At 46.1% G+C, this 23,953-nt stretch carries 22 protein-coding genes and 1 riboswitch; of the genes, 10 read left to right on the forward strand and 12 right to left on the reverse strand.

The window, feature by feature from the left end:
- Window position 1: 1 nt before the first annotated feature.
- From glnG to L5M29_RS20125, 8 genes are all read right to left on the reverse strand, one after another.
- Window positions 2-1,414 (reverse strand): nitrogen regulation protein NR(I), encoded by a 1,413-nt coding sequence (glnG, locus tag L5M29_RS20090; protein WP_198572483.1) that lies wholly within the window; start codon window positions 1,412-1,414, stop codon window positions 2-4.
- A 38-nt stretch (window positions 1,415-1,452) separates the two neighbouring features.
- Window positions 1,453-2,499, reverse strand: a complete 1,047-nt coding sequence (glnL, locus tag L5M29_RS20095; RefSeq protein WP_105251067.1) for a nitrogen regulation protein NR(II) — start codon at window positions 2,497-2,499, stop codon at window positions 1,453-1,455.
- Window positions 2,500-2,652: 153 nt separating this feature from the next.
- A complete protein-coding gene (locus L5M29_RS20100; protein ID WP_263140863.1) occupies window positions 2,653-3,159 on the reverse strand; it encodes a DUF4124 domain-containing protein in 507 nt (168 codons plus the stop codon).
- A 204-nt stretch (window positions 3,160-3,363) separates the two neighbouring features.
- Window positions 3,364-3,990: a glutathione S-transferase family protein gene (locus L5M29_RS20105; protein ID WP_131525136.1), complete on the reverse strand. Its 627-nt coding sequence runs from the start codon at window positions 3,988-3,990 to the stop codon at window positions 3,364-3,366.
- A 133-nt stretch (window positions 3,991-4,123) separates the two neighbouring features.
- Window positions 4,124-4,816 (reverse strand): type 1 glutamine amidotransferase domain-containing protein, encoded by a 693-nt coding sequence (locus L5M29_RS20110; RefSeq protein WP_263169685.1) that lies wholly within the window; start codon window positions 4,814-4,816, stop codon window positions 4,124-4,126.
- Window positions 4,817-4,875: 59 nt separating this feature from the next.
- Window positions 4,876-6,033: an iron-containing alcohol dehydrogenase gene (locus L5M29_RS20115; protein WP_263169686.1), complete on the reverse strand. Its 1,158-nt coding sequence runs from the start codon at window positions 6,031-6,033 to the stop codon at window positions 4,876-4,878.
- 172 nt (window positions 6,034-6,205) lie between these two features.
- Window positions 6,206-6,802 (reverse strand): TetR/AcrR family transcriptional regulator, encoded by a 597-nt coding sequence (locus tag L5M29_RS20120; RefSeq protein ID WP_212600236.1) that lies wholly within the window; start codon window positions 6,800-6,802, stop codon window positions 6,206-6,208.
- 320 nt (window positions 6,803-7,122) lie between these two features.
- Window positions 7,123-7,434 (reverse strand): pyrimidine/purine nucleoside phosphorylase, encoded by a 312-nt coding sequence (locus L5M29_RS20125; protein ID WP_063884943.1) that lies wholly within the window; start codon window positions 7,432-7,434, stop codon window positions 7,123-7,125.
- Between the two features lie 358 nt (window positions 7,435-7,792).
- Between L5M29_RS20125 and L5M29_RS20130 the strand changes: the two genes are divergently transcribed.
- The gene (locus tag L5M29_RS20130; RefSeq protein ID WP_263169687.1) at window positions 7,793-9,748 is read left to right on the forward strand and encodes a methyl-accepting chemotaxis protein; all 1,956 of its coding nucleotides are present in this window, start codon (window positions 7,793-7,795) and stop codon (window positions 9,746-9,748) included.
- 141 nt (window positions 9,749-9,889) lie between these two features.
- Here the strand turns inward: L5M29_RS20130 and ovoA are convergent, their stop codons facing one another.
- Entirely contained in the window at window positions 9,890-12,004 is a 2,115-nt protein-coding gene (ovoA, locus tag L5M29_RS20135; protein ID WP_263169690.1) for a 5-histidylcysteine sulfoxide synthase, read from the reverse strand.
- A gap of 365 nt (window positions 12,005-12,369) precedes the next feature.
- Between ovoA and L5M29_RS20140 the strand changes: the two genes are divergently transcribed.
- Window positions 12,370-12,765: a hypothetical protein gene (locus L5M29_RS20140; RefSeq protein ID WP_105251074.1), complete on the forward strand. Its 396-nt coding sequence runs from the start codon at window positions 12,370-12,372 to the stop codon at window positions 12,763-12,765.
- 39 nt (window positions 12,766-12,804) lie between these two features.
- Here L5M29_RS20140 and L5M29_RS20145 read toward each other — a convergent pair whose 3' ends face one another.
- Window positions 12,805-12,987: a hypothetical protein gene (locus tag L5M29_RS20145; protein ID WP_105251075.1), complete on the reverse strand. Its 183-nt coding sequence runs from the start codon at window positions 12,985-12,987 to the stop codon at window positions 12,805-12,807.
- Between the two features lie 361 nt (window positions 12,988-13,348).
- Between L5M29_RS20145 and L5M29_RS20150 the strand changes: the two genes are divergently transcribed.
- The 4 genes from L5M29_RS20150 (at window position 13,349) to L5M29_RS20165 (ending at window position 17,198) form a co-directional block, all read left to right on the forward strand.
- Window positions 13,349-14,200, forward strand: a complete 852-nt coding sequence (locus L5M29_RS20150) for a PfkB family carbohydrate kinase (RefSeq protein ID WP_212600239.1) — start codon at window positions 13,349-13,351, stop codon at window positions 14,198-14,200.
- 313 nt (window positions 14,201-14,513) lie between these two features.
- On the forward strand, window positions 14,514-15,974 hold the full coding sequence (locus tag L5M29_RS20155) for a diguanylate cyclase (protein ID WP_263169694.1): 1,461 nt from the start codon (window positions 14,514-14,516) through the stop codon (window positions 15,972-15,974).
- 135 nt (window positions 15,975-16,109) lie between these two features.
- Window positions 16,110-16,805, forward strand: coding sequence for an MOSC domain-containing protein (locus L5M29_RS20160; protein WP_198572493.1), 696 nt, complete (start codon window positions 16,110-16,112; stop codon window positions 16,803-16,805).
- A gap of 36 nt (window positions 16,806-16,841) precedes the next feature.
- On the forward strand, window positions 16,842-17,198 hold the full coding sequence (locus L5M29_RS20165; protein ID WP_105251079.1) for a DUF4870 domain-containing protein: 357 nt from the start codon (window positions 16,842-16,844) through the stop codon (window positions 17,196-17,198).
- Between the two features lie 76 nt (window positions 17,199-17,274).
- Here the strand turns inward: L5M29_RS20165 and L5M29_RS20170 are convergent, their stop codons facing one another.
- Window positions 17,275-19,191 carry a methyl-accepting chemotaxis protein gene (locus L5M29_RS20170; protein WP_212600241.1) on the reverse strand — a complete coding sequence of 639 codons (1,917 nt, stop codon included), beginning with the start codon at window positions 19,189-19,191 and terminating at the stop codon, window positions 17,275-17,277.
- Between the two features lie 348 nt (window positions 19,192-19,539).
- A complete protein-coding gene (locus L5M29_RS20175) occupies window positions 19,540-21,189 on the reverse strand; it encodes an electron transfer flavoprotein-ubiquinone oxidoreductase (RefSeq protein ID WP_105251081.1) in 1,650 nt (549 codons plus the stop codon).
- 247 nt (window positions 21,190-21,436) lie between these two features.
- A riboswitch (molybdenum cofactor riboswitch) is annotated at window positions 21,437-21,570 on the forward strand.
- On the opposite strand from L5M29_RS20175, the gene moaA reads away from it, so the two are divergent.
- The 4 genes from moaA to moaE all read left to right on the forward strand — a co-directional run bounded on the left by moaA (window position 21,558) and on the right by moaE (window position 23,948).
- Window positions 21,558-22,538: a GTP 3',8-cyclase MoaA gene (gene moaA / locus L5M29_RS20180; protein ID WP_263169696.1), complete on the forward strand. Its 981-nt coding sequence runs from the start codon at window positions 21,558-21,560 to the stop codon at window positions 22,536-22,538. (Overlaps the previous riboswitch by 13 nt.)
- Window positions 22,539-22,634: 96 nt before the next feature.
- On the forward strand, window positions 22,635-23,111 hold the full coding sequence (moaC, locus tag L5M29_RS20185) for a cyclic pyranopterin monophosphate synthase MoaC (RefSeq protein WP_006079755.1): 477 nt from the start codon (window positions 22,635-22,637) through the stop codon (window positions 23,109-23,111).
- 116 nt (window positions 23,112-23,227) lie between these two features.
- The gene (gene moaD / locus L5M29_RS20190; RefSeq protein ID WP_006079756.1) at window positions 23,228-23,479 is read left to right on the forward strand and encodes a molybdopterin synthase sulfur carrier subunit; all 252 of its coding nucleotides are present in this window, start codon (window positions 23,228-23,230) and stop codon (window positions 23,477-23,479) included.
- Between the two features lies 1 nt (window position 23,480).
- Complete coding sequence (gene moaE, locus L5M29_RS20195) at window positions 23,481-23,948, forward strand: molybdopterin synthase catalytic subunit MoaE (protein WP_006079757.1); 468 nt, start codon at window positions 23,481-23,483, stop codon at window positions 23,946-23,948.
- The last annotated feature ends 5 nt before the right edge of the window (window positions 23,949-23,953 follow it).

The following is a 23,953-nucleotide window of genomic DNA, read 5'->3' on the forward strand; positions in this document are numbered from 1 at the left end:
CTCAATCCATCGACAGTTCTTTTAATTTCCGCGTTAAGGTATTTCGTCCCCAGCCTAAACGTTTCGCCGCTTCCTGTTTATGGCCTTGAGTATGGCGCAGCGCAGTTTCTAGCAGTATGCGCTCGAATGCGGGCTGCACCTCAGTTAACAGATCGCTGTTTCCTTCCGAGAGTTTTTGGTCTATCCACTCAGTCAGTGCCGATTGCCAATCTTGGCTGCCTTTCGCCGTGTGGGTGACACTCACAGGGTCTTTCAGTAATTCTGGCGGTAAATCTTGGGGTAAAATTTCTTGCCCCGATGCCATTACGGTTAACCAACGACAGGTGTTTTCGAGTTGTCGGACATTACCGGGCCAAGGTAATTGGGAGAGTTTTACCGCAGTCTCCTTGGTCATGATCTTAGTTTCCACGCCAATTTCCTTTGCTGCAGAGGCGAGAAAATGGGTAGCGAGCTGGGGAATGTCTTCCCGTCTTTGTGATAGTGGCGGCAAGTGCACACGGATCACGTTGAGGCGATGGAACAAGTCCTCTCTAAAGCCACCTTTTTGTACTAATAATTCAAGATCTTGGTGGGTCGCCGCTATGATACGCACATCGACTTGTACCGCATTATGACCTCCGACGCGGTAGAACTGGCCATCGGCGAGCACTCTGAGTAACCGTGTTTGTACGTCTAACGGCATATCGCCGATTTCATCTAAAAAGAGCGTGCCACCGTTTGCTTGTTCGAAGCGACCTTGGCGCACATTGGCTGCGCCAGTGAAGGCACCTTTTTCGTGGCCGAATAGCTCAGATTCGATTAAATCCTTAGGGATCGCAGCCATGTTCAGCGCGATAAATGGCTTGTCTTTACGTGGGCTGTGTTTGTGTAACGCACCTGCCACTAACTCTTTTCCCGTACCCGATTGCCCATTGATCAGCACGCTGATGGATGAGCGTGAAAGTCTGCCTATGGCGCGAAACACTTCCTGCATCGCTGGCGCTTCACCTATGATTTCGGGTGTTTTGACTTGGGTTTCTTGCGCGGGTGCAGGGCTCTGTTCAGTGGCATGGGTAAGTGCGCGCTCAACCAGAGAGATAGCCTCATCGATGTCGAAGGGTTTAGGCAGATACTCAAATGCGCCCGCTTGATAGGCACTCACTGCACTGTCTAAGTCTGAGTGCGCTGTCATAATGATCACGGGAATATGGGGATAATGCACCTGCAATCGTTCGAGTAGGCTTAAACCATCCGTGCCGGGCATACGGATATCCGACACTATCACGTGCGGTTGCGATATTTCTAATGCCTGCCACAGGGATTCGGCGGCGGCAAAGCTGGCGGTGCTGAGCTTAGCACCTTGCAGTGCCTTTTCGAGTACCCAGCGTATCGAGCTGTCATCGTCGAGGATCCACACTTGTTCACTAATTCGCATCTTGCTTCCTCATACGGTATGGGTAGGTACTGTCGAAATTATTTAGCGCTTAAAATCGGTAATGAAATGATAAATTCTGTGTGCCCTGCGCTGGAGAGGCAATCGATCCTTCCCGAGTGTAAACGGGCAATATTATGGGCAATCGAGAGGCCTAAACCTGAACCTTGCTCACGGCTTGTCACCATGGGATAAAATAATGTGTCCATTAGCTCAGGCGGTATACCGGGGCCGTTGTCGATAATCGATAGGGTTAACACTAGCTTGTGGCGCTGTGAGCCTATGGTGACTTGGTGTTGAGTGCGAGTGCGGATCAAAATTTCGCCGCCCGTATGTTCAAGCGCCTGCACCGCATTTTGTAAAATGTTCAGCACAGCTTGCTGCATTTGGTCAGGATCCATCTCGATATCGGGAATGGATGGATCGTAATCCCGTTTGAGCTGGATGTTAGCGGGCAGCGCCATTTCAACTAACTTATAGACCTTTTGCACCACTTGATGGATGTTGTGCAGACTGTGCTGTGTCGGCCTTTGGGGGCCGAGCAGACGGTCCACTAAATTACGCAGCCGATCGGCCTGCTCTATGATGAGCGTAGTGAATTCCTTCAGCGCCGGATCATCCAGCTCCCGCGATAATAGCTGTGCCGCACCGCGAAGGCCGCCTAAAGGATTCTTGATTTCATGGGCTAAGTTGCGCACCAAAAACTGCGCCGCTTGTTGCTGTGCATCTTGACTCAGTTGCTGATGAATGCGTCTTTGTTGGTCAACTTGGCGCAGTTCGAGCAGGCTGAGTTCAGCCTCGTCATCGAGGGGAATAAGGGTTAAATCAACGGTATGATGTTGGCCATCGAGCGTGACTAGTGCTGCCGTATTGACCGTTAAGCCTTGGCCGGCTGTTACTGCATCCATTAATAGCTTGGCGTCGACACCGAGGATTTGATAGTGCTCAGGCAAAGTTTGTTCTACGAGTCTATGGCTACCAACACCTAATAATTGCTCTGCTGCTGCGTTGGCATAACAAGGCTTGAGATCCTTATCTATGACAAGTACAGCGGTAACTAAATGATTGAGCAGTGTCTCTTTATCCATCGACCGTTCCTAGAAATAGGGTTGCACCACTATGGTGCACCAATCTGGTGCAAGCTGCAACTTGTCTTCATCAAACGGTTTAGTCAGGAGGAGTTAATCTAACTTCATGTATTTAAAGTTTTTATACTAACTTTTACTATACAAATAGTGACATTAACGCTTAGCTGCTTGATGAAGAAATATCTTTCTTGGTGAACTTGATGCAAAGACTTTGCCGTTTTGAGTCAAAGCGTCAACGACTAAGGTATGTTCACCTCGGTCGATGTTTTTGAGTTTGAAGGTACCGCCAATTTGTGGCTGACCTATGGGGTTGCCATCGAGCTTGAGGGCCATCAAATACTGACTTTTTAGCTCTGGGGTGATAGTCGCAACGACGTCGAAATCGCCATTGTTATCTCTGACGGTTTCCTCTTCGGTCGGAGAGGTAATATTGACTTGATATTTAATAGATTCAATTGCTTGATTTGAGCTGTTTAAGTCTGTTTTGGGCAGAGGAAGGGCAATTTGATTTAAGGTCTTATCTTTTAGCTCAACGACTTGGGCATTTGGCTGCGGCTCATCGGAGTAATGGACTTTGCCATCTTTATCGACCCATTTATAAACAGTCGCTTGCGCTAACATGCTAAATAGCACTAAGCCGATGAGTGTGAGTGAACGCATGCTAAAGTCCCTGTAGCCTTGAGATAGAGTTAATCAAGATTAGTCTCTTTTACATCAAAAATCATGGTGTTTGTTGCGCTAAGTGGTTAAGGACGTCACCACTGAGAAGGTATAAAGTCGACAGAAAATGGGGAGGCAGAAACAGGGGTTAGTTAAAGTGGGTTAAGCTCGGGCACTAACATGTGCCCGAATTCGATCCATCAATTACAGGCTTGCATCGAGTTGTTTCTCGATCTCACTCGCTTTGACCCAAGCGGCATGTTGGGATAATTGAGTGGCATAGCGTTCAATGTGTTCAAATTTCGCGAGATCGCCACTGTTAGCCAGTAGCTCCACCACGAAGGACATCATGATATCCGCACCCGTGAGCTTGTCTGCAACAAGATAGGTTTTATCAGCCAACATATCATTGAAGTAATGACTAATCTTACTGACTTCCGTCGCGGCATAACCTTCAAGGAAATTGGTTTTACAACCGTCCTTTTGCACGAACATACGCAGTAACAAAGGCAGCATGGCTGAGCTTTCGGCAAAGTGTAGCCATTGCAGATAACTGACATAGTCTGCGCTGTCTCTGGCGGGGGCTAAGGTATCCGCCGCATATTTTTCAATAAGATATTCGGTGATCGCGCCCGATTCGGCTATCACTTGACCGTCCATTTCGATAACGGGTGATTTGCCTAACGGATGAATTTGCTTAAGTTCGGGTGGCGCGAGAAAAGTCTGGCTATCACGTTGATAACTCTTAATTTCATAGGGTTGACCGAGTTCCTCTAGCAACCAGATGATACGTTTAGAGCGTGATTTATTGAGATGGTGCAAGGTGATCATGGGCTTTCCTTTGGACACTGAGAGTACATTTTGGCTGTCGCACCATTATGGTGCGACAGCTCTTTTTAACGCATTTAGCACACTTGTGCGCCTGTCTTTGTTCATTTCAAGCTGAGCGTCGCGTATTTATCGCTTAGCCTCTCGCGTTCAATTGCGCAACTATGGTTTCGGCTACGGCTTCGGATGATCCCGGATTTTGGCCTGTGATCAAATGGCCATCTGCGACGACAAAGCTTGTCCAGTCATCACCTTTGACATAATTGCCACCATTTTTCTGCAGCATGTCTTCAACCAAAAATGGCACGACATGAGTGAGTTGCACGGCTTCTTCTTCAGAGTTGCTGAAACCGGTAACACGCTTGCCGCCGACCAATGGCTTGCCATCACTGGTTTTAGGGTGCAGCAATGCAGCGGGCGCATGACATACGAGCCCTAGGGGTTTATTGGCTTGATAAAACTGTTCAATCAAGATGATAGAATGTTTATCTTCGGCAAGATCCCACAGTGGACCGTGGCCGCCCGGATAAAAAACCGCATCATAATCGGCTGCATTGATTTCACTTAAGCGAGTGGTATTCGCTAGCAGTGCTTGAGTCTCAGGATCTTTGCTAAAGCGCGCAGTAGCTTCGGTCTGAAAGTCTGGCTCATCACTTTTTGGATCGAGTGGTGGTTGACCGCCCAGTGGCGAGGCTAAGGTAATGTCAAAACTTTTATCTTTAAAAACATAAAAAGGTGAGGCAAATTCTTCGAGCCAAAAGCCGGTTTTTAAACCCGTATCACCGAGTTTATCGTGCGACGTGAGTACCATTAATATATTTATTTTCATACCTTTACCTAAGTTGCTCACATCAATACGTGTGAGCTTTGGGTTTAGTTCATTTGACGTTATAGGGCTAAGGTCAAAATGTTACGGCTCATGGTTGGGTCAATGTTGCCATGTTCGCCGAGTGCCACCATGCCATGCAGTTCAAGCTGTTTCACTACAGTATCAACGTGGCTGGCATCGAGATCATAGGCAGATAAATGTGTCGGTATGCCCATGGCTTCGAAGAAAGCCTTGGTTTTTGCGATAGCGGCGTCGATACGCTCGTCATCTGTACCTGTGTTGATGTGCCACACACGGTCGGCGTACTGGAGTAGCTTTTCGCGTTTAGCCTCTTTTGTACATTGCAACAGGGCTGGCAATACGATTGCCAATGTGCGCGCATGGTCGATATCGTAAAGTGCAGTTAGTTCATGGCCTATCATATGAGTTGCCCAGTCGTGGGGAACACCGACGCCAATCGTGCCGTTGAGTGCCATAGTGGCAACCCACATTAAGTTAGCGCGAATGTCGTAATCTTCGGGTTGAACTAGCACTTGTGGACCAAGCTCAATCAAGGTTTGTAAAAGACCTTCGGCAAATCTGTCCTGCACGGCGGCGTTAACTGGGTAAGTGAGGTATTGCTCTGTGATATGTACAAAAGCATCGACAACACCGTTGGCCACTTGGCGCTCTGGTAGGGTGAAGGTTTTCGTCGGATCAAGTATTGAGAATTGTGGATAAACCAAGTCATTACGGAATGGCAGCTTAGCTTGAAGTGATTTGCGGGTTACTACGCTGGCGTTGTTCATTTCGGAACCGGTCGCAGGTAAGGTTAAGACTGAGCCAAAAGGCATAGCTTGAGTTACATTTGCGCCCCAGCTAGTGAGAATGTCCCAAGGTTCGCCTTCAAATACCGCTGCCGCGGCAACAAATTTAGTGCCATCGATAACCGAACCACCGCCAACCGCGAGGAGGAAGTCGATATTCTGCTCACGCACTTGGGCGACGGCTTTCATTAAGGTTTCATAGGTTGGGTTTGGCTCAATGCCATCGAACTCGACAACGAAACGATTACCCAATGATTGTTTAACTTCGTCTAACGTGCCTGTTTTTCTAGCACTGCTGCCGCCAAAGAGGATCATCACTTTAGCATCGCTCGGTACTAGAGAATCAATTTCGGCGATAGTGTCTTTACCAAAACGGATGCGGGTCGGGTTGTAATAGTTAAAATTTAGCATGGATGATGTTATTCCTATTATTACTTTAAATGAGCAGCGTTAATTGAGCTGCATTAATTAATAGCCCGTTAAATTAGTAGACCAGTCGTCTAATTTCGGGGCGTGAAAATGTATTCTTTAAAAATCTGGGCTGATCGATATCAGCAAATATTAGTTTTGAGTCGGTATTAGGTTAAAGGGCCGTTTTAGGCGTTAAAATGGCTTTAGTCGTCACGAGTGCACGTTCGAGTGCCGCAGGGCTGTGGCCCAACTTGTTCATTAAGCTGGCGCCTAACCACATGTGATACAACATTTCAGCGGTTGATTGCGGATCTTGCAGGGCGATTGATCTATCTGTTATGCCCACTTGAACGCAAGTCGTTAACCTCTCTATGATGCCGGCGGAGCCTTTAAGTAAGGCAACACGCATGGCTTCGGATAAATCGGCCACTTCGGCGCTGAGTTTCACGACCAGACACTTTTGATCTACGCAGCCATCGGCTTGTACGTGCAACCATTGTTGCCAGTATTGCATCAAGCGTTGATGGCCTGTCAGTGTTGAGTCATTGAATAATGCGTCTAAATCTAATTGATATTTTTCAAAATAATCAGTAATAAGCGCTTCGCCAAATTGTTCTTTGGATTTGAAGTAGTGATAAAACGAGCCTTTAGGCACTTCGGCCGCCTGCAGCAGTAGGGATAAGCCGACGCTGGAAAAGCCTTTGCGTACGATTAGCTTGTAGCCGATGTCGAGAATGTGCTGGCGAGTGGATTGAGTTTCAATTTTCATGGGGTTTAGGATAAGTCAAATTAGACCGGTCGTCTAGTGTTGTTTTTGTCGGCGATATCAACGCATTCGATTTAGTATACTTTGCCTTGTGAGTTTTACGCTGCCTTGAGCCAGGTTGATAAAATTGCCAGATTGATAAATGTCAGACGGATAAAGCATTCTGATGGTGAAATGGTGAAATGGTGAAATGGTGAAATGGTGAAATGGTGAAATGGTTCGGTAGGACAACATACTCACAGTGCTGAGATAAACCGTCACTGTGAGCGTTCGATTAACGATTGATATGAAATATTAATCGCACTGTCACTTAATCGAGATGACTAGAGATAGCTACAGCAATATTCGGCAATGGCTGTGTTACGAATTTTAAAGCTAACATTTGCAGCCAGCTCAAACTGAGTTCCTTCGCTAAATTCTTGCCAAGTCGTTGTTTCTGGAAGTAACACCTCAAAACGGCCGCTAGTCACTTCCATGATTTCGCCTTGGGAGGTTGAGAACTCATATTCCCCTGGTAATACAACACCTAAGGTTTGCTTGCTGCCATCGGCAAAAAATACGCTACGGCTAGCCACTTTGCCATCAAAGTAGATGTTGGCTTTTTTAGATACTGACACTTGCTCGAGTAAACTCATTATTAATCCTCTATAAATTGGCTTGGGATGAATTTATATGCATATTTAATAAATTTCAATGCATTATTTGTCGCATGGATGTGCGCATTCAATATAAGTTGATGCTAACGTTCGGTTTATTGCTTATTTCCCACTATATCATTTTGTTTGAAATGGTCGGTATGGCTTGGCTGTCATTTAAAGTTATTAATCATTTTTCTACTTAAAAATAATGAGTTGTCGGAATTTTAGTGAACTTTTGATGAAAATAGTCGGCACCGCTTTGTTTAGCTGAGATTCTTCTCCTATAGTTTTAAGGCAGGTTTGATTCTGCAAAGATTGAAGGAATGGAATTCGATGCGCGACAAGGAGTCTCACCATGGGTTTTACTCGTAAAATTCAGCTTATCAGTTTATTGATTGTCCTATTACCCCTCATATTTGCTACCGCAATAGTGACTTACATTGCTCGGGATGAATTGTTTGCCGAGGCTCAGTCTCGTTTAGTGGCTGTGCGTGAGATCAAGCAACGGCAGATTGTTGGCATGTTTCAGGACTTTTCCGATAACCTGCAGGCCGTCAGCGCCGTAATTGCCAGCCAAAAAAGCCTCGATACTCTTACTGACATAGATCAAACCTTGCAGTCATTAAATAAATCCCTCGGTTTTTATGACCTATTTATTATTAGTGACGATGGCACCGTTTTATATACAGTGGCGAAGGAGTCTGATTTCGGCACCAATTTGCGTACTGGACCCTTCCATGATTCGGGATTAGCACAGTTATTCAATAAGGCATTGGGATCGGCGGGCACAGTATTACTACAAGATTTCTCCGCATACGCGCCTTCAAACGGTCAACCGGCGGCATTTATTGGCCAGTCGATTCAGTTCAATCAGCAAAGATTGGTGGTGGTGGCTCAAGTATCAATCGATCGCATCAACAGAGTTATGCAAATTCGTGAGGGTATGGGGCAAAGTGGTGAAACTTATCTTATTGGCCCAAATAATCGTATGCGTTCCGATTCTTTTCTCGATCCCATTAATCGCACTGTTACGGCTTCGTTTGCGGGAACGGTAGCTCAGAATGGTGTTGATACGCTGGCGGTAAAGGAGGCGCTGGCTGGTAAATCGGGTGTGATGCAAGTGAATGACTATAACAATAATCCCGTTTTATCCGCTTATTCTCCTGTCGTTGAGCTCGGTTTACGTTGGGGTTTGATGGCTGAAATTGATGTGAGTGAAATAGCAGCTCCCGCCTACCGTATGATGTTTATCGGCTTATCTGTTTGTGCAGCAGCCTTAGTGTTGGCGTTCGCTGCCGCTAAGTTAGTTACAGGGTTTGTATTAAAGCCGCTTGGCGGTGAGCCTGAGGACATGTGTAACTTGACCAGTATGATCGCCTCTGGCGATTTAACTCATAATTTACCGCATGTTCAAACGGATAATCACCTAATGAGTTGGTTGGCGCGGATGCAAACTAAGCTCAAAGAAATTATCAGTCAGCTGGTGGGCGTTGGGCATGAACTTGAATCAGCCGCCGAACAAAACTCTGCCGCCATGACCCAAGCCGATTGCAGTATTCAGATGCAGGCTAAAGAAACTGATATGTTGGCCACTGCCGTTGAAGAAATGAGTTATGCCGCAGCTGAAATCAGCACGAATACGATGAGATCCTCCGATGAAGTGTCCGCCTGTACCCATTCGAGTGAAATTCTTTCGCAAAACTTGGCCAGTACTCGTAAAAGCTTAAAAGTGACCTTGAGCAGTTTTGCAACTATTCATCAACAGGTGGGCAGTCTTGAGGCGGATAGTCAGAAAATCGGCTCAGTATTGGCTGTGATAAATGCGATTGCGGAACAAACTAATCTCTTGTCTCTTAATGCGGCGATTGAAGCTGCGAGAGCTGGCGAGCATGGTCGTGGATTTGCTGTGGTTGCCGATGAGGTGCGTCAGTTAGCGGTGAAGGTTCAATTAGCAACTCAGGATATTGGGCAAGTGTTAAAAGGTATTCAGCAACAGTCAGGTGTGCTGGCGTTGCATAGTGTGACTTGTTCCACTGAAGCCTCTAAAACCGCAGAAGATGCCGATGGAATGCAGACCGCGGTGGATGATATTGCTTTGCGCTTAGAAACCTTAAAGGCATTAATGATTCAAACCGCAACCGCTGCGGAAGAACAAACAACAGTTTCGGCGACGATTGCGCAGGGGATTGCTGGCTTAAGCGTGGCGGCGGAGGAAAATAGTGCGGCTATCAGCCAAGTGGCAGCGAGTACGCGGAGTCTGTTGGGGTTAGCAAATCAGCTTGGTTTAACAACGGCACAGTTTAAGGTGTAGATATTTTTCGCTGCATTTACAGTGTTCTCACCTTAGTTGGTGCTGTAAATGTGACTGAGCTGGATGTTACACATCCGCCAAAAATGGATTTCTGGCGGATATTTTTATCAGGACTTCAGTTGGTTATCCCATGAGTGAGCATTAACGTTTACGCCAAATTGTCATTTCTGAGATGGAATGTTGGAATTTACGTTTAGTCTCGCGGATCACGAAGGGAATTTCCTTCACTGCGACCAGCTCAAATTGGCCGATCAAGGTTTCGGTCAAACCATCTAAGGTGGTGAAGTTCTCTCCTTTGACTTTAACGCCACCTAACCATTTATCCTTGGGCGTATAATCTTCAAGCCAAGTGTATGGCGAGGCAATCACAAGGTATCCACCTTGATTAATCCGCTGGGCAATACTGGTTAAAAAGTGTTTAGGCTCGTTCAACCTGTCGATAAGATTTGAGGCATAAACCAAATCATAACCTGTGTAGATGGGCTTTAAATTACAGGCATCACCTTGCATAAAGTTGACCTTTTTCGCCTCAAGCTCATATCCCAGTTTCGCGAGACTCGCACTCTTAAATTCCTGTAAGTCGCCTTCGGTACGTATGGTGTAACGTTTTTCACCTTGTTCTGTCAGCGCATAGGCCTGTTGAATAAAGCGCGCCGAGAAGTCGATACCATCAACATGATCAAATACTTTTGCCAGTTCGAAACTCGCGCGACCAACGGAGCAGCCGATATCGAGGGCTTTAGCTGTATGAGTCAATTGAATTTCACTCAGCGCTTGCTGCACACCATTGACGCAGAAGTTAGCAACCCCGAAATATTCGGCGCCATAGTGGAATTCAAGGTATTGGGAAATCAGTTCATCCGTTTCGTACACATTGACCTCGGCCATTTGAGCTGGATTTTGGCTGGATTCCACATAGCGAAAGCCCGCGTGTTGATAAAAATGTCGACGAAACGCATAGCGTGATGAAGCTATTGCCTCATTACCCGTAGAGATCCACGAGCCGCCTTTGATGAGATTATGTTTGCCATCGAAGGTTGGGGTGGAGAAATCATCGTAAAGTGGGTGTACGGCGAAGCCGTCAAAACCGTCGATTGCGGTTTCTGTCCATTGCCAAACATTACCGACAATATCGAAAAAGCCATTATGTTCGAAGCGATTCACTGGGCAAGAAGAGGCGTAATAAGCCAAAGCAATATTGCCCGGCACTTCATGCCAATCGGGCGCATCGGCGGGCACATTCTCGCGTAAGATGTACCACTCAGCTTCAGTTAATAGACGTATATTGCTTTGCTTTTGTTCGGCTTTCCAATTACAGAAGGCCTTAGCTTCGAGCTGATTCACTTCAACAGGCCAGTTTAATGGCAGCGGAATTTCTTCCACTAAGTTACGTTGCCACCATTTATCTTGTCTTAAGCGCCAAAAACGCGGCATTTGTGCTTGGGTATAGGCAAGCCAAGCTTGGCCTTCTTCATTCCAAAATTGGGGTGAGCGATAGCCGCCAGCTTCGACGAATGCGAGATACTCTTGATTCGAGACTAAGAATTTAGCAGCCTTAAAGTCGTTAACGTTAAATATTTTATGGCCGTATTCATTGTCCCAGCCGTAGGTTTGGTCTTGTTCAGTTTTGCCTAAGGTCACTTTTTGCCCTTTTACAGCCAATAAACTGTTGGTCTCGGCAGGGGCGGTGTCTTGGCACGCAGGCCAGAGGTGGTTGGGCGCGACATATTCCAGCGGCAGTTGGCGGATGATCACCGATGAGGTTTCTAAATGAATACGCTCATGTTCAATGCCCATCAAAATGATCCAAGCTGGGCTATTTTGAGTGATAGGTAACGCTAGAGGCATTTCATCGATAACACGATTGACGACAGCATTAACTTGTTGGCGATAGCTGCGCACCTCTGCCACATCCGGCCACGGATAATGTTGTTCGTTCAAATCATCCCAAGACATCTCATCGACACCAATGGCGAACATGGATTCGAAGTTGTCGTTTACTCGTTCATCGAGAAATTTACCGAGTTTGAGTTTGTTGATATAGAAAGTGGCCGTATGGCCAAAGTAAAAGATTAACGGATGGCGCAGCGGCTCGGCTTTGAGGTAATAGGCGCTATCTTCTTGGATCAAATCATACAGTGACTCGTATAAAGCCCATGTCTGATTAAAGTATTGCTTAAGCTCTTGACGCTTTCCGGCCTCAGTTTCACCAATGAGCTTAAGGGTTTGAGGGGGTTGCGTTATGGGCTTATCCATAGACAAGTAAACTCCGTATTTATCGGCCTGCGGTGCAAGCATGGGAAGATTAATCTATCGTGTGTGACTCTATACGCGATTACTGAGCTCAGGATCACTTTGTCAGCTTAATGTGTCGGTTTGAGGCAAAGTGTTTTACAAACTAACAGAAAGCCCAATTGAGTCCAACATCAGTGCTGGAGCTTAAAGCATCTCAGGTATGACCCTCTGGTTTGGGATTATCTTACAAAGAAAGTGATGCGCTTAATTTAGTGATGCTACTCCTTACAGGGATTAAAATTATTTTATCCCTGAAGAGTATTTTCTCTGTCGGGGTTAAGGCAGAATGATCCCGTCCGTAAAATTATTATGCAGGATATAACGGGATGACAATTAACGCATTATGGATACCCGCCTGGTATGAGCTTGATCCGTCGATCGTAGTGGGTGTGACTGAGGAGTTTGTTTTTCACAAGACTGCCGCAAACGAGGCGTTAAAGTTTTACAGCGGTGCAAAGGAAAACGATGCCGTTAAGGCAACCGGAACTATTTCGGCCATTAAGCACAATGTCTTGGGGGACATTGAAAGTGTCGATGCGCAGGGGCTCGATTATACGCTTGTGTTGCAAGATGGACGGCGTTTGTTAGTCAACGCAGAGGAAAACCCTGGCTTGGTTTATGAGTGGGTTGATGACAGTTGGCAGCCTTCAGATATGGTCATTACAGATTGGACATTAGCAGTACAATTTGCGTCTTTATCACCATTGACGCCAATAAAGTAATTGAAGGTTTATCGTGAGTAACTAGATGGCAAAGTGCAGTTAGCGCTCGGGATCCGAGGTTGACTGCACTTTTACTTGTTCAGCAAGTTGTTGGTATTCTTGTTTGATTTCTGCAATATAAACATCGTGAAAATTCAATTCATTAAATTCTTCTATACAGAGCTGATAACGGCGTAGCTGCTCAGATTTTTCTTCGGCGGTATCCCATATTTCCATTAGCATAGCGTTTGATTCCATTCATAAATTTAATATATGTATCCAGCATGCATTTTAACTATGTCTACTGATAATTAATCGAGTCGGCTTCAAAATGGTTACGCTTCATTTTGTCCTAAGACGTTATCTTTTCTATAAATCGATTTTAAACAAAGTGTTAGAGTTAACAGCTATGTTATACCGTATGGATGTATAACTGTTTTCCTCGTCTTCTTCGGGACAAATGCTTACATCAAGGCGCTGCCATATCCTTATAGTGTTTCTATCTCGATGATTGGATTGTGCCTGTGAGCATTTTGCTCTAGATTGATATTTCTTTGTTTTTATCTTCTGGCCTTGATGCTTTTTTGCCCTTTGGAGCCTTGTAATGGCTAATATTCTGTTAGTTGCCAATCTCAACTGTGATCGGATCTTACTGCTTGATAAACCTTTAAAAACAGGTGGACGTTTCCATTATCAAGATGGCGGCCAAAGGCTCGGCGGCGGTGGGGCAAATACCGGATTAGGTTTAGTCTGGGCAGGGCATAGCGTCGCGCTGGTGAGTCAAGTGGGCCGTGATGACATGGGGGATTGGCTCATTGCAGAAGCCAGTACGCAAGGGCTCGATTGTCGTTTAGTGCAGCGCCGTGCCGGCAATACATGCGAAATGCTGCTTGTAATGACGCCAGATGGCGAGCGCACCATTATTCGGCCACAAAGACCCATATTTGAATTATCTGTACCGCCGAAATGGCAGCCATGGGACGCGCTGTATTTTAATACTTCCGCTGAAGGCTCTGTTAGCTGGGCAAAAACAGCTTTAGAACATTGTCTTGTGGTCGCGCAATTAGCCAAGGACGACAGACAGAGACCTTGTCATATTTTATTGGCCTCCATGAGTGATATTCAGGGGCGTTGTGATGGCGCATCTTGGGAATATGGCAAAAGCATTGGCGGCGATTGTCTGCGTTACTTTATTGTCACCGATGGTATCAATGGGGCTAAGGTTTACACGCACGATCAAGTGCAGCATGTTGCCGCTATCCCTGCCACAGTTGTTGATACCACTGGCGCAGGTGATGCCTATGCGTCAGGGTTGATCCACAGTCTCTGCATCGGCCAGTCGATTACTGAGGCCATGGCAGAAGGGGCGATTTGGGCGGCATTTGCGGTGGCAACTGATAGTTCTATTCCGGGTGAGGCACTAAAACAGTATTTAGAGGCGAAGCAAATCGCATGAAAATCTGCGGGCGAGCAGTTTGAGTCATCTTTTTGTCATACGTCCTTGCTAGAGTATGTCTTGTGGCGCATAGCTTGTCCCTTAACGTTTTCTTGTACTTTTCTCCCATTTATTGGTTAGTATGTTTTTGCCTCGTTTCCCCAACGAGGCATTTTTTTGCTCAAAATAAAGTTATTCCATTGTAGAACGCCAATACGACAGAAATCTTGTGCGGCCATGGCGCAATTGCGTTAACATTTATTCAACTAAAATAGTTATCGTTAAATTAAAATAATAAGCCACTCAAGGTGTTCTGTAGTCTTTGGAGTTGAGAATGGGCAATAACGCTTGGAATGATAAAAATAAATTTATTTGGCTTCTGTCTGTTTTGCTTTTGGTCGCCTTTTTAGTGACTAGCGGTATCAGTTACAAAGTAGCCCATGATTCACTGAGCCAACAAATAGAGAGCAATACCTTACCGCTCACAAGTGACAATATTTATTCAGAAATTCAACAGGATTTGTTACGACCCATCTTTATTTCATCCTTGATGGCGCAGGATACCTTTGTTCGGGATTGGACCTTAAGTCATGAGCAAGAGCCCGAAAAACTCATTCGTTACCTTAAGGAAATCCAAGAAAAATACGGTACTGTCACTAGCTTTTTTGTGTCTGAGAAAAGTCGAAATTATTACCATTCCACGGGCATTTTAAAAAAAATCCAAGATGTAGAGCCTGACGATGCTTGGTATTTTCGAGTGCGTTCTTTACCTGAATCTGAACATTATGAGGTCAATATTGATGCCGATACGGCAGACCGCAGTAAGACAACCGTATTTGTTAACTATAAAGTTTTTGATTTTGAAGGAAAATTCATTGGTGTTACCGGTGTGGGGTTGGCGGTTGAAAAGGTTAAAGCCTTAATTGAGTTATATCAAAAGCGTTATAACCGCCGAGTGTTCTTTACCGACCGGCAAGGTAATGTCACTTTGCATGGCGATCAATATGACGGTACGGATTCGCTGCAAACGAACGTAGGGCTTGATAATTTGGCTACGCGTATTTTAACCAGCCCAAGTGCCGCCTTCAGCTATCAGAAAAATGGTAAAACGGTTTATCTCAATAGTCGCTTAGTTCCTGAGTTTAAGTGGTATTTAATTGTTGAGCAGGAGGATGCGCCACAAGAGCGGGAACTGTTAAATACGTTTTGGGGTAATTTGGCGTTAAGCCTAATGGTGACCCTAGGTATTTTATTCATCTCCAACATGACCTTAGGTCGTTATCAGCGCAAACTAGAAATTATGGCGTCTACCGATAAGCTCACTGGCGCCGCTAACCGTCAGGTGTTTGATGAGTACTTTAGGCAGGCGTTAGATAAAGCCAAGTTGACACAATCGCCGATTTCAATACTCTTGCTGGATATCGACCACTTTAAAAAAGTGAACGACAGTTATGGGCATGGGATTGGTGACTTAGTATTAAAAACCATGACTAATATGCTGCGTGGTTTACTACAACAACAGGATATTTTATGTCGCTGGGGCGGTGAGGAGTTTTTAATTTTACTCCCTGAGATGGATTTATCCCGAGCGGCAGAACTGGCAGAACAGATCCGTGACCTCATTTCCCAGCGGGAAATTAAAGTGAATGGATTACACATTTCTATTACTGCCAGTATTGGTGTTGCTGAGCATCAAGTGCAAGAGCCCGCAGAGGACCTTATCAAACGTGCCGACCTGGCCTTGTATCAGGCAAAAGAAGCGGGCCGAAATCAAGTGGTGTTAAATCATTCATAGACTCTACTCGGTTCTTCTTGGCAGTAATGTTTAGCCTACCTTTGTGGGTTATGGCGCGGGTTAATTGTGTTATTGGCGTATCGCGGTTTACACTCTGACAGTAATGCGCGATAGGTCATTGATTTGGAGTTGCAGATGTCAAAGTTGTTGATTAATAAGTTGTCTGGATTGTACTTAGGAACTCATCTTCAAGAAATGTCCGGTGTTGCTACGGGGATTGATGGTAAGCAAGCGGCTCAACAACTGTTAGTGCATATCGACCATGTTGAAGGGGACGCGCAGGCCGATCCAAAACACCATGGCGGCCTTGATCGCGTGCTACATCATTTCCCCCGCGAGCACTACGGCCAATATCGTCGTTGGGACTTAATCACCCAGCTCGAAGATGCGCCCAGCATGGGAGAGAACATTAGCACAGTTGGACTGAACGAAACTCAAGTCAATATTGGCGATATCTTGCAAATTGGCGCAGTAAAAGTGCAAGTGACTCAGCCGCGTTCACCTTGTTTTAAATTGAATCTGCAATTTGGTCACAGAGAATTCGCACTCGCCATGCAGCAAAGCCAATTATGTGGTTGGTTTTATAGAATCTTAACCCCAGGGATTATTCAGTTAAACGATAGGATTGAATTAGTTGAGCGTCGTACTGATATCAGTGTTGCCGAGGCCATGTCACTCTATTTCTCGCCAACGTTTAATGCCAGTGCCTATGATCGTTTAGCTTCCTGCGAGGGATTAGCGCTGAGTTGGGTTAATAGCCTACAACGCCGCTTAGCATTACAGACAGTAGAAGATTGGCAAATGCGTTTATATGGGCCGAGTGGAAAATAAGGCTTTATATTCAAAATGATAAAACAGGGATGACCTATGATTGAACCCGTTACAAAAAGTGATAAAGATTTTGGCTTACTGGTATACGCCTCAAGTTTTATTGGATACTTAGTGCCGTTGGGCTCTATTCTTGGTCCTTTGATCATTTGGCTGATGAAGCGTGAAGAGTCCGCATTTGTTGATCAATGTGGCCGTAGTTGCTTGAACTTTAAATTGAGCCTGTTGATTTATGTGATCATCAGTGGCGTATTAGCTTTGGTCGGCATTGGTTTCATCTTTTTAGCCATACTCGGCATATTCGATTTGGTGTGCACTGTGCTGGCGATTATTAAGGCCAGCGAAGGTAAAGTGTATCGCTATCCATTAACGATTAAATTTATTGCTATGGATTAATTACCTCTGCGAGTTAAAGAAAAACGCCTTAGATGGAAACATCTAAGGCGTTTTTTATGGCGTAAGTTTTAAGATTTTACACCTTAAACTTGGCCACTAAGGTATCTAAGCGGTGTGACAGTTGATTCAAGGCTAAACTCGCCTGTGCCGCCGCTTGTGCAGTATTGGCAGTACGTTGAGTAATGTCATTGATTTCAGTGACGTTACGGTTTATGTCCTCCACCACCGTGGATTGTTCTTCCGTTGCCGCAGCAACTTGAATGTTCATGTCGCTGATAAGACCAATGCGATCGCTAATGCCAATTAACGATTTGCTGGCTTCATCGACGGCCACAACGCCTTCGTGGGAGCGGGTACGACTCTGGGCCATCGCATTAACCGCGCGGCTGGCTTCCGATTGCAGCTTGTCGATCATGCCTTGCACTTCATTGGTCGATGCTGCTGTGCGTGAGGCTAAGTTACGTACTTCATCGGCCACGACAGCAAATCCGCGTCCAGCTTCGCCGGCACGTGCTGCTTCAATGGCCGCGTTAAGTGCTAACAAGTTAGTCTGCTCAGAGATAGCGCGGATCACATCTAAAATACCACCGATGGATTTAGTGTGGGTCGCGAGGGACTCAATCACTTCACCCACTTGGCCAACGTCCTTCGACAATTGGTTAATGGTATCGCGGGCACGGGTTACCACAACTTGCCCGCTGCTGGCTTCAGTATCTGCATCTCTGGCGGCAACCGCAGCTTGGGCGGCATTACTGGCAATTTCGTTAACCGTTGCGCCCATTTCATTAATGGCCGTTACCACCATCATAGTGCGATCTTTCTGCTCGTGGCTGTCTTCTAAGGTTTGTTGTGCCTGATTCGACACATCCTTAGCCGAGAAACCGAGCTGTTCGCTGGTTTGTGCCACTTCGATGACCGAATCCTGTATCTTGCTGATAAAGCTGTTAAATCCCTTGGCGAGTTGCGCAATTTCATCTTCACCATTGACAGGTAGACGTTGGCGTAAGTCACCTTCACCTTCGCCTATGTCGTGGAACATGGCGGCAACTTGGGCAATAGGACGACTCACAGAACCTGCCACCACGATGGCTAGTACAATAAAGCCCGCTGCAATTATTAGCGTCCAGATTAAGATCTGATAAGCCGCTTCGGTTAATAGTGCGAATACTTCGGCCTCTGGCACCTGTGCGACCAAGTACCAATCCATAGATGCGATATAACTACTGGCAACCAGCATGTTTTCGCCATTGATTTTGGTATTGATCAGATTGAAATCACTGCGGTTTAATAATGAGCTTGAACTCGCATCCTTGTATAAGTTGCTTAGGCTGCTCTTACCAATTTGGCTCGTATCTGGGTGGAGTTTTACCTCACCTTTAGCATCCACTAAGTAGACTAAACCAGTTTCTTCAATCTTAAACGAGCTCAGCAAACGCACCATGTCATCGAGTGATTTAGCGAGCCCGACTAAGCCGCGACCATTGGGTTGTTGGTAGTTGATGAAGAGTTTGACTTCGCCGTTGGCCTCAGTAAATACGTTCAACATACGTTCTTGGCCACTGTCTCGGTAACCAAAAAACCAGCCATCCTGCGCAGGAGTGAGCACTCGCAAAAAACCATCCTGAGTGTAGTAGGCGGCAGTTTGTCTATCTGCGTAGGAAGCTTGCGCTAGCTTATATTGACGAGTGATGTCTTTGAGTTGGGCTACGACTTGGGTTTCTTGGGCCTGCGGTCTACCGTCTTCGAGCCATTGCAGTAACATGCGGCTACTGGCCAATTGCTCTGCAGCATTCATCAAAGTGGAAATGTCGAGATCGATCTTATTGCGAATTTGCATCATTAAGCTCGGTAATTCCGAGCCTAACATCCTTTGTTGTACGACATTTTTAGCGCTACGTTGGCTTAATACGCCGACGAGTATGGTCGACAACAGTACTGCAAATGTCACTGTTAACAGAATTTTCTGCTTAATGGTGAGGTTATTAAATATCATAAATATCAATATGCCTGTGTTGGACTATTTTGAGTTATCGGTCAACGCACTCTTGTACGGTAAAAGATTATCGGACAGAAATGTTAAAAGTTAACCTTAGTCTAGGCCGGTTGCCGAATAAAACAGCGTATAGAACACTTATTTGGCCTAACCTGTTGGTCTTGCTGTAGATCTAATTATGTAGAGTATAGATGGAAATGAGATGGTGATTGAAAACGAACTCTTTTTTGTGTGGCAATTGTGGCCAATGTCGCGAGTAAGGGCAAGCAAAAAAAGTGAACTATTCGTGTAAAAGGTGAAAAAAAGGCGCTCCACTGAGCGCCATTATTTACATTTATCATCCAAATGTTACATGTTGGGGTAGTTTGGACCACCACCACCTTCCGGTGTAACCCAAGTGATGTTTTGGCTCGGATCTTTAATGTCGCAGGTTTTGCAATGAATGCAGTTTTGCGCATTGATGACAAACTTGGGTTGACCCGCCTCTTCGACGATTTCATACACGCCGGCTGGGCAGTAACGCTGTGCTGGCTCATTAAACTGAGTCAAGTTAATGCCCAGTGGAATGCTGCTGTCCTTGAGACGTAAATGGCAGGGCTGATCTTCCTCATGATAAGTGCTCGATAGATACACTGAGGACAGTTTATCGAAGCTAAGCTTGCCATCGGGTTTTGGATAATCAATCTTGCTGTAAGCGCTCACAGGTGCCATTTGCGCATAGTCTGGGTGCTCATCACGCAGTGTGATAGGGAACTTTCCGCCAAACCAGTTTTGATCTATATAGTTGAATGCGCCGCCTAAATAGGTACCAAATTTGTGCATCGCTGGACCAAAGTTGCGGGATTTATGCAATTCTTCGTATAGCCAGCTTTCTTCAAGGTGGGTTTGGTAACAGTCGAGATCTTTACCGCCTTCAACCCCTGCCATCATGGCTTTACCTAAGGTTTCTGCTGCAACAATCCCGCTCTTCATCGCAGTGTGAGTGCCTTTGATTTTAGCAAAGTTCAACGTACCCGCGTTGCAGCCTATGATAAGACCGCCAGGAAAACTCATCTTAGGTAGCGAGTTTAAGCCGCCTTTAGTAATCGCGCGGGCGCCATAACTAAGGCGTTCGCCGCCGGTTAAATACTTAGCAATCACAGGGTGGGTTTTATAGCGCTGGAATTCGTCAAATGGGCTCAGATGCGGATTTTTGTAGTTCAAATCAATAATAAGGCCGACCGCAATCTGGTTATCTTCCATGTGATAAAGGAAGCCGCCACCCGATGCGCCCTCGGTTAATGGCCAGCCACCTGTGTGAACGACTTTGCCTTGTTCGTGTTGCTCGGCGGGGACTTTCCAAATTTCTTTGAAGCCTAAACCGTAATGCTGTGGTGTTTTACCATTATCTAAATGGTATTTTTCGATAAGTTGCTTGCCTAAGTGGCCGCGGCAACCCTCGGAGAAAACGGTATATTTAGCATGCAACTCCATGCCTGGCATAAAGCTGTCTTTGGGTTCGCCATCGGCACCCACTCCCATATCGCCAATCAAAATACCTTTAACGCTGTTATCGGCGTTAAATAGCAGTTCACTGGCGGCAAAGCCGGGGAATATTTCGACACCGAGTTCTTCTGCGCGATTGGCAAGCCAGCGGGACAGATTACCGACGCTGATAATAAAATTGCCGTCGTTGTGCATGGTTTTTGGCACAAAGGCATTGGGCATCACTCGGCCGTCGGTGGCGGAGCTGAGTAGGTAGATTTCGTCGTGGGTGACAGCGGTTTTTATTGGAGCATCTTTTTCGCGCCAGTCGCTGAATAGCTCGTCTAGCACTTTTGTCTCGAACACTGCGCCTGACAGAATATGCGCGCCCACTTCTGAGCCTTTTTCTACCACACAGACGGTAATTTCTTTACCTGAATCCTGTGATATTTGCATTAATCGACATGCCGTGGCCAAGCCAGCTGGACCAGCACCGACGATAACAACATCGAATTCCATTGATTCGCGTTCCATCAGTTCACCTCTTCCTTCACGTTTCCCCGATTTTTATCGAGTGTTGTAGTTTGTAAACGGGCGTTTTATTGCTTGCACCACCTTACCTGAAAATAAGATAAGGTCACAGTGGATTAAGCTGCTGTTTAGTCTAATTCAATACAAATCTTTAGGTGAGGACTGTCACAGATTATTCACGCTAGCGTGATCTAGGTTAATAAATACCTGTTTAGGGGTATAGCTAGTGAGTACTTTCGGCCTATAATCACCGACGACGGTTCTCCGAGCTTGCCTGCCTAAGTCGAAAGATATGGAGGTGTAGCCGTGGTAATAATGCCACCGGGGTGGGATAAGAAATGCTCTCACCTCCCACACTTGGAAAGGTGATCATGTCTCAATTACAAGACAGCTTTGGTCGAAAATTTCACTATTTACGGATGTCAGTCACTGACGTTTGTAACTTCAAATGCAGTTACTGCCTCCCTGATGGTTATCATCCTGAAGGTAAACCAAAATTCTTATCTCTCAATGAGATAGAAAACTTAGTCTCCGCATTTAGCCAAGTCGGCACCCAAAAAATCCGCATTACAGGCGGTGAACCTACCCTGCGTAAAGACTTTACCGACATCATTCGTGTCGTCGCTGATAACCCGCGCATTCATACTATTGCGACGACCACTAATGGATATCGACTCGAAAAGCATGCCAAAGAATGGTTCGATGCTGGCTTGCGTCGTATCAATGTGTCCGTGGATAGTTTAGATCCCAAAATGTTTTACCAGATCACCGGCGAAAATAAGTTTGACGAAGTGATGCGGGGGATTGATGCCGCCTTGTCAGCAGGTTTCGAGCGAGTAAAAATCAACGCCGTACTGCTTAAAGGTTTAAACGATAAAGATTTGCCACGTTTTTTACACTGGATTAAACACACGCCAATCGACCTGCGTTTTATCGAGCTGATGGAAACGGGTCTTGGTCGTGAGTATTTTGAAGCCCATCACCTAGCGGGCGCCGACATCAAAGCACAGTTACTGGCAGATGGCTGGCAATTAGATACGCCAAGTGCCTCCGATGGTCCAGCCCAAAATTTCAGCCGCAGCGATTATCAGGGCCGTATCGGCTTGATCATGCCCTATGCGACTAACTTCTGTGCCAGCTGTAATCGCCTGCGCGTATCGGCGAAGGGCAAGTTGCACTTGTGCCTCTTCACCGAATCCGGTGTCGATTTACGTGATCTGCTGCAGCATTCTAGCCAACAAGCGGAATTAATTGAGCGTTTGCACGGTCAATTAGCCCAGAAGAAAGCCACCCATTACTTGCATCAAGGCATCACCGGTGTCACTCAGCATCTTGCCTCTATTGGCGGCTAGACCTGATTTTAGGTCTGTGGCTATAGCCAATTTAGCGCGAGTAAAAGCTCAATTTCCCTTGTACCCTGTTTTGACCTCAATTAAAGGATCGCTCCAATGAGCAATGTATTTACCCATATTAATGCCGATGGCAACGCCCATATGGTCGATGTCACCGAAAAAGCCGTCACCGAGCGTGAAGCCCGTGCCGAAGCGTTTATCGAGATGGCGAGCACGACACTCGAGATGATCATGAGTGGCAGCCACCACAAGGGTGATGTGTTTGCCACTGCTCGTATTGCGGGTATTCAAGCCGCGAAAAAAACCTCAGATCTTATCCCTTTATGTCATCCACTAATGCTGACTAAAGTTGAAGTCGATTTAGAAGCGCAGCCTGAACATAACCGCGTGCGTATCACCAGTCTGTGTAAATTATCCGGCAAAACAGGCGTAGAGATGGAAGCCTTAACTGCGGCCTCAGTGGCGGCATTAACTATCTACGATATGTGCAAAGCCGTGCAAAAAGATATGGTGATCTCCCAAGTCCGTTTGCTAGAAAAACGTGGCGGCAAATCGGGACATTTTAAGGTTTAGCCTGACAGAATAGGCTTTAGCCACTCGGCAGATTACCAAGTGAGCGAAGCTGTCCAAGCTTAAGTCTGACGCGCTATTGGTGAGTCAGTTAAGCGGATCAAAAACGAGAGAAGATTATGATTAACGTGTTGTTTTTTGCTCAAGTTCGAGAATTATTGGGCACAGCTAAATTAAGCCTAGAGGCGAGCGAGCAGACACAAACCGCTGAAGCGTTACGTGCGACGCTGGCCGCCACCGACGATAAATGGGCTAAAGTATTAACCTCAGACAAATTGCTGGTAGCGGTAAATCAGACCATCAGTCAATGGGATACGCCTGTAAACGATGGTGATGAAGTCGCCTTTTTCCCACCCGTTACCGGAGGTTAATATGCGCTTATTACCCGCAGTTCGAGTGCAAGAAGTCGATTTTAGTGTGACCGACGAATATCGGCAGTTGGCTCAAGATGATAGCGATGGTGCCGTAGTCACTTTCGTCGGTAAAGTGCGTGATTTTAATGATGGCGCCGCGGTGACAGACCTAACCTTAGAGCACTATCCTGGCATGACAGAAGCCGTGCTAGAACAAATCGTTGTCGAGGCGCGCAGTCGCTGGCCACTGAACAAAGTCACTGTGATTCACCGCGTGGGCACTATGGCCTTAGGTGAGCAAATTGTATTTATCGGCGTAACCAGCGCCCATCGCAAAGCCGCCTTCGCGGCCTGTGAATTCTTAATCGACTTCCTAAAAACCAAGGCGCCATTCTGGAAATTAGAAGCGGGCGAGCAAGGTAAAAGTTGGGTTGAGGCGAAAGATGCCGATGAACAAGCTGCCAAACTGTGGCAACACAAAGATTAGTTACA

Source organism: Shewanella sp. SM95 (assembly GCF_025653595.1).
GTDB classification, from domain to species: domain Bacteria; phylum Pseudomonadota; class Gammaproteobacteria; order Enterobacterales; family Shewanellaceae; genus Shewanella; species Shewanella oncorhynchi.

What these genes read in the sequence shown, in the direction of transcription:
- L5M29_RS20105 (WP_131525136.1), bottom strand. Translation starts at nt 3,990, where the DNA reads ATGATCACCTTGCACCATCTCAATAAATCACGCTCTAAACGTATCATC.
- L5M29_RS20110 (WP_263169685.1), bottom strand. Translation starts at nt 4,816, where the DNA reads ATGAAAATAAATATATTAATGGTACTCACGTCGCACGATAAACTCGGT.
- moaE (WP_006079757.1), top strand. Translation starts at nt 23,481, where the DNA reads ATGCGCTTATTACCCGCAGTTCGAGTGCAAGAAGTCGATTTTAGTGTG.
- L5M29_RS20170 (WP_212600241.1), bottom strand. Translation starts at nt 19,191, where the DNA reads ATGATATTTAATAACCTCACCATTAAGCAGAAAATTCTGTTAACAGTG.
- L5M29_RS20100 (WP_263140863.1), bottom strand. Translation starts at nt 3,159, where the DNA reads ATGCGTTCACTCACACTCATCGGCTTAGTGCTATTTAGCATGTTAGCG.
- L5M29_RS20115 (WP_263169686.1), bottom strand. Translation starts at nt 6,033, where the DNA reads ATGCTAAATTTTAACTATTACAACCCGACCCGCATCCGTTTTGGTAAA.
- L5M29_RS20120 (WP_212600236.1), bottom strand. Translation starts at nt 6,802, where the DNA reads ATGAAAATTGAAACTCAATCCACTCGCCAGCACATTCTCGACATCGGC.
- L5M29_RS20175 (WP_105251081.1), bottom strand. Translation starts at nt 21,189, where the DNA reads ATGGAACGCGAATCAATGGAATTCGATGTTGTTATCGTCGGTGCTGGT.
- glnG (WP_198572483.1), bottom strand. Translation starts at nt 1,414, where the DNA reads ATGCGAATTAGTGAACAAGTGTGGATCCTCGACGATGACAGCTCGATA.
- L5M29_RS20130 (WP_263169687.1), top strand. Translation starts at nt 7,793, where the DNA reads ATGGGTTTTACTCGTAAAATTCAGCTTATCAGTTTATTGATTGTCCTA.
- L5M29_RS20155 (WP_263169694.1), top strand. Translation starts at nt 14,514, where the DNA reads ATGGGCAATAACGCTTGGAATGATAAAAATAAATTTATTTGGCTTCTG.
- ovoA (WP_263169690.1), bottom strand. Translation starts at nt 12,004, where the DNA reads ATGGATAAGCCCATAACGCAACCCCCTCAAACCCTTAAGCTCATTGGT.
- L5M29_RS20150 (WP_212600239.1), top strand. Translation starts at nt 13,349, where the DNA reads ATGGCTAATATTCTGTTAGTTGCCAATCTCAACTGTGATCGGATCTTA.
- L5M29_RS20125 (WP_063884943.1), bottom strand. Translation starts at nt 7,434, where the DNA reads ATGAGTTTACTCGAGCAAGTGTCAGTATCTAAAAAAGCCAACATCTAC.
- L5M29_RS20140 (WP_105251074.1), top strand. Translation starts at nt 12,370, where the DNA reads ATGACAATTAACGCATTATGGATACCCGCCTGGTATGAGCTTGATCCG.
- glnL (WP_105251067.1), bottom strand. Translation starts at nt 2,499, where the DNA reads ATGGATAAAGAGACACTGCTCAATCATTTAGTTACCGCTGTACTTGTC.
- L5M29_RS20160 (WP_198572493.1), top strand. Translation starts at nt 16,110, where the DNA reads ATGTCAAAGTTGTTGATTAATAAGTTGTCTGGATTGTACTTAGGAACT.
- moaC (WP_006079755.1), top strand. Translation starts at nt 22,635, where the DNA reads ATGAGCAATGTATTTACCCATATTAATGCCGATGGCAACGCCCATATG.
- L5M29_RS20145 (WP_105251075.1), bottom strand. Translation starts at nt 12,987, where the DNA reads ATGCTAATGGAAATATGGGATACCGCCGAAGAAAAATCTGAGCAGCTA.
- moaA (WP_263169696.1), top strand. Translation starts at nt 21,558, where the DNA reads ATGTCTCAATTACAAGACAGCTTTGGTCGAAAATTTCACTATTTACGG.
- L5M29_RS20165 (WP_105251079.1), top strand. Translation starts at nt 16,842, where the DNA reads ATGATTGAACCCGTTACAAAAAGTGATAAAGATTTTGGCTTACTGGTA.
- moaD (WP_006079756.1), top strand. Translation starts at nt 23,228, where the DNA reads ATGATTAACGTGTTGTTTTTTGCTCAAGTTCGAGAATTATTGGGCACA.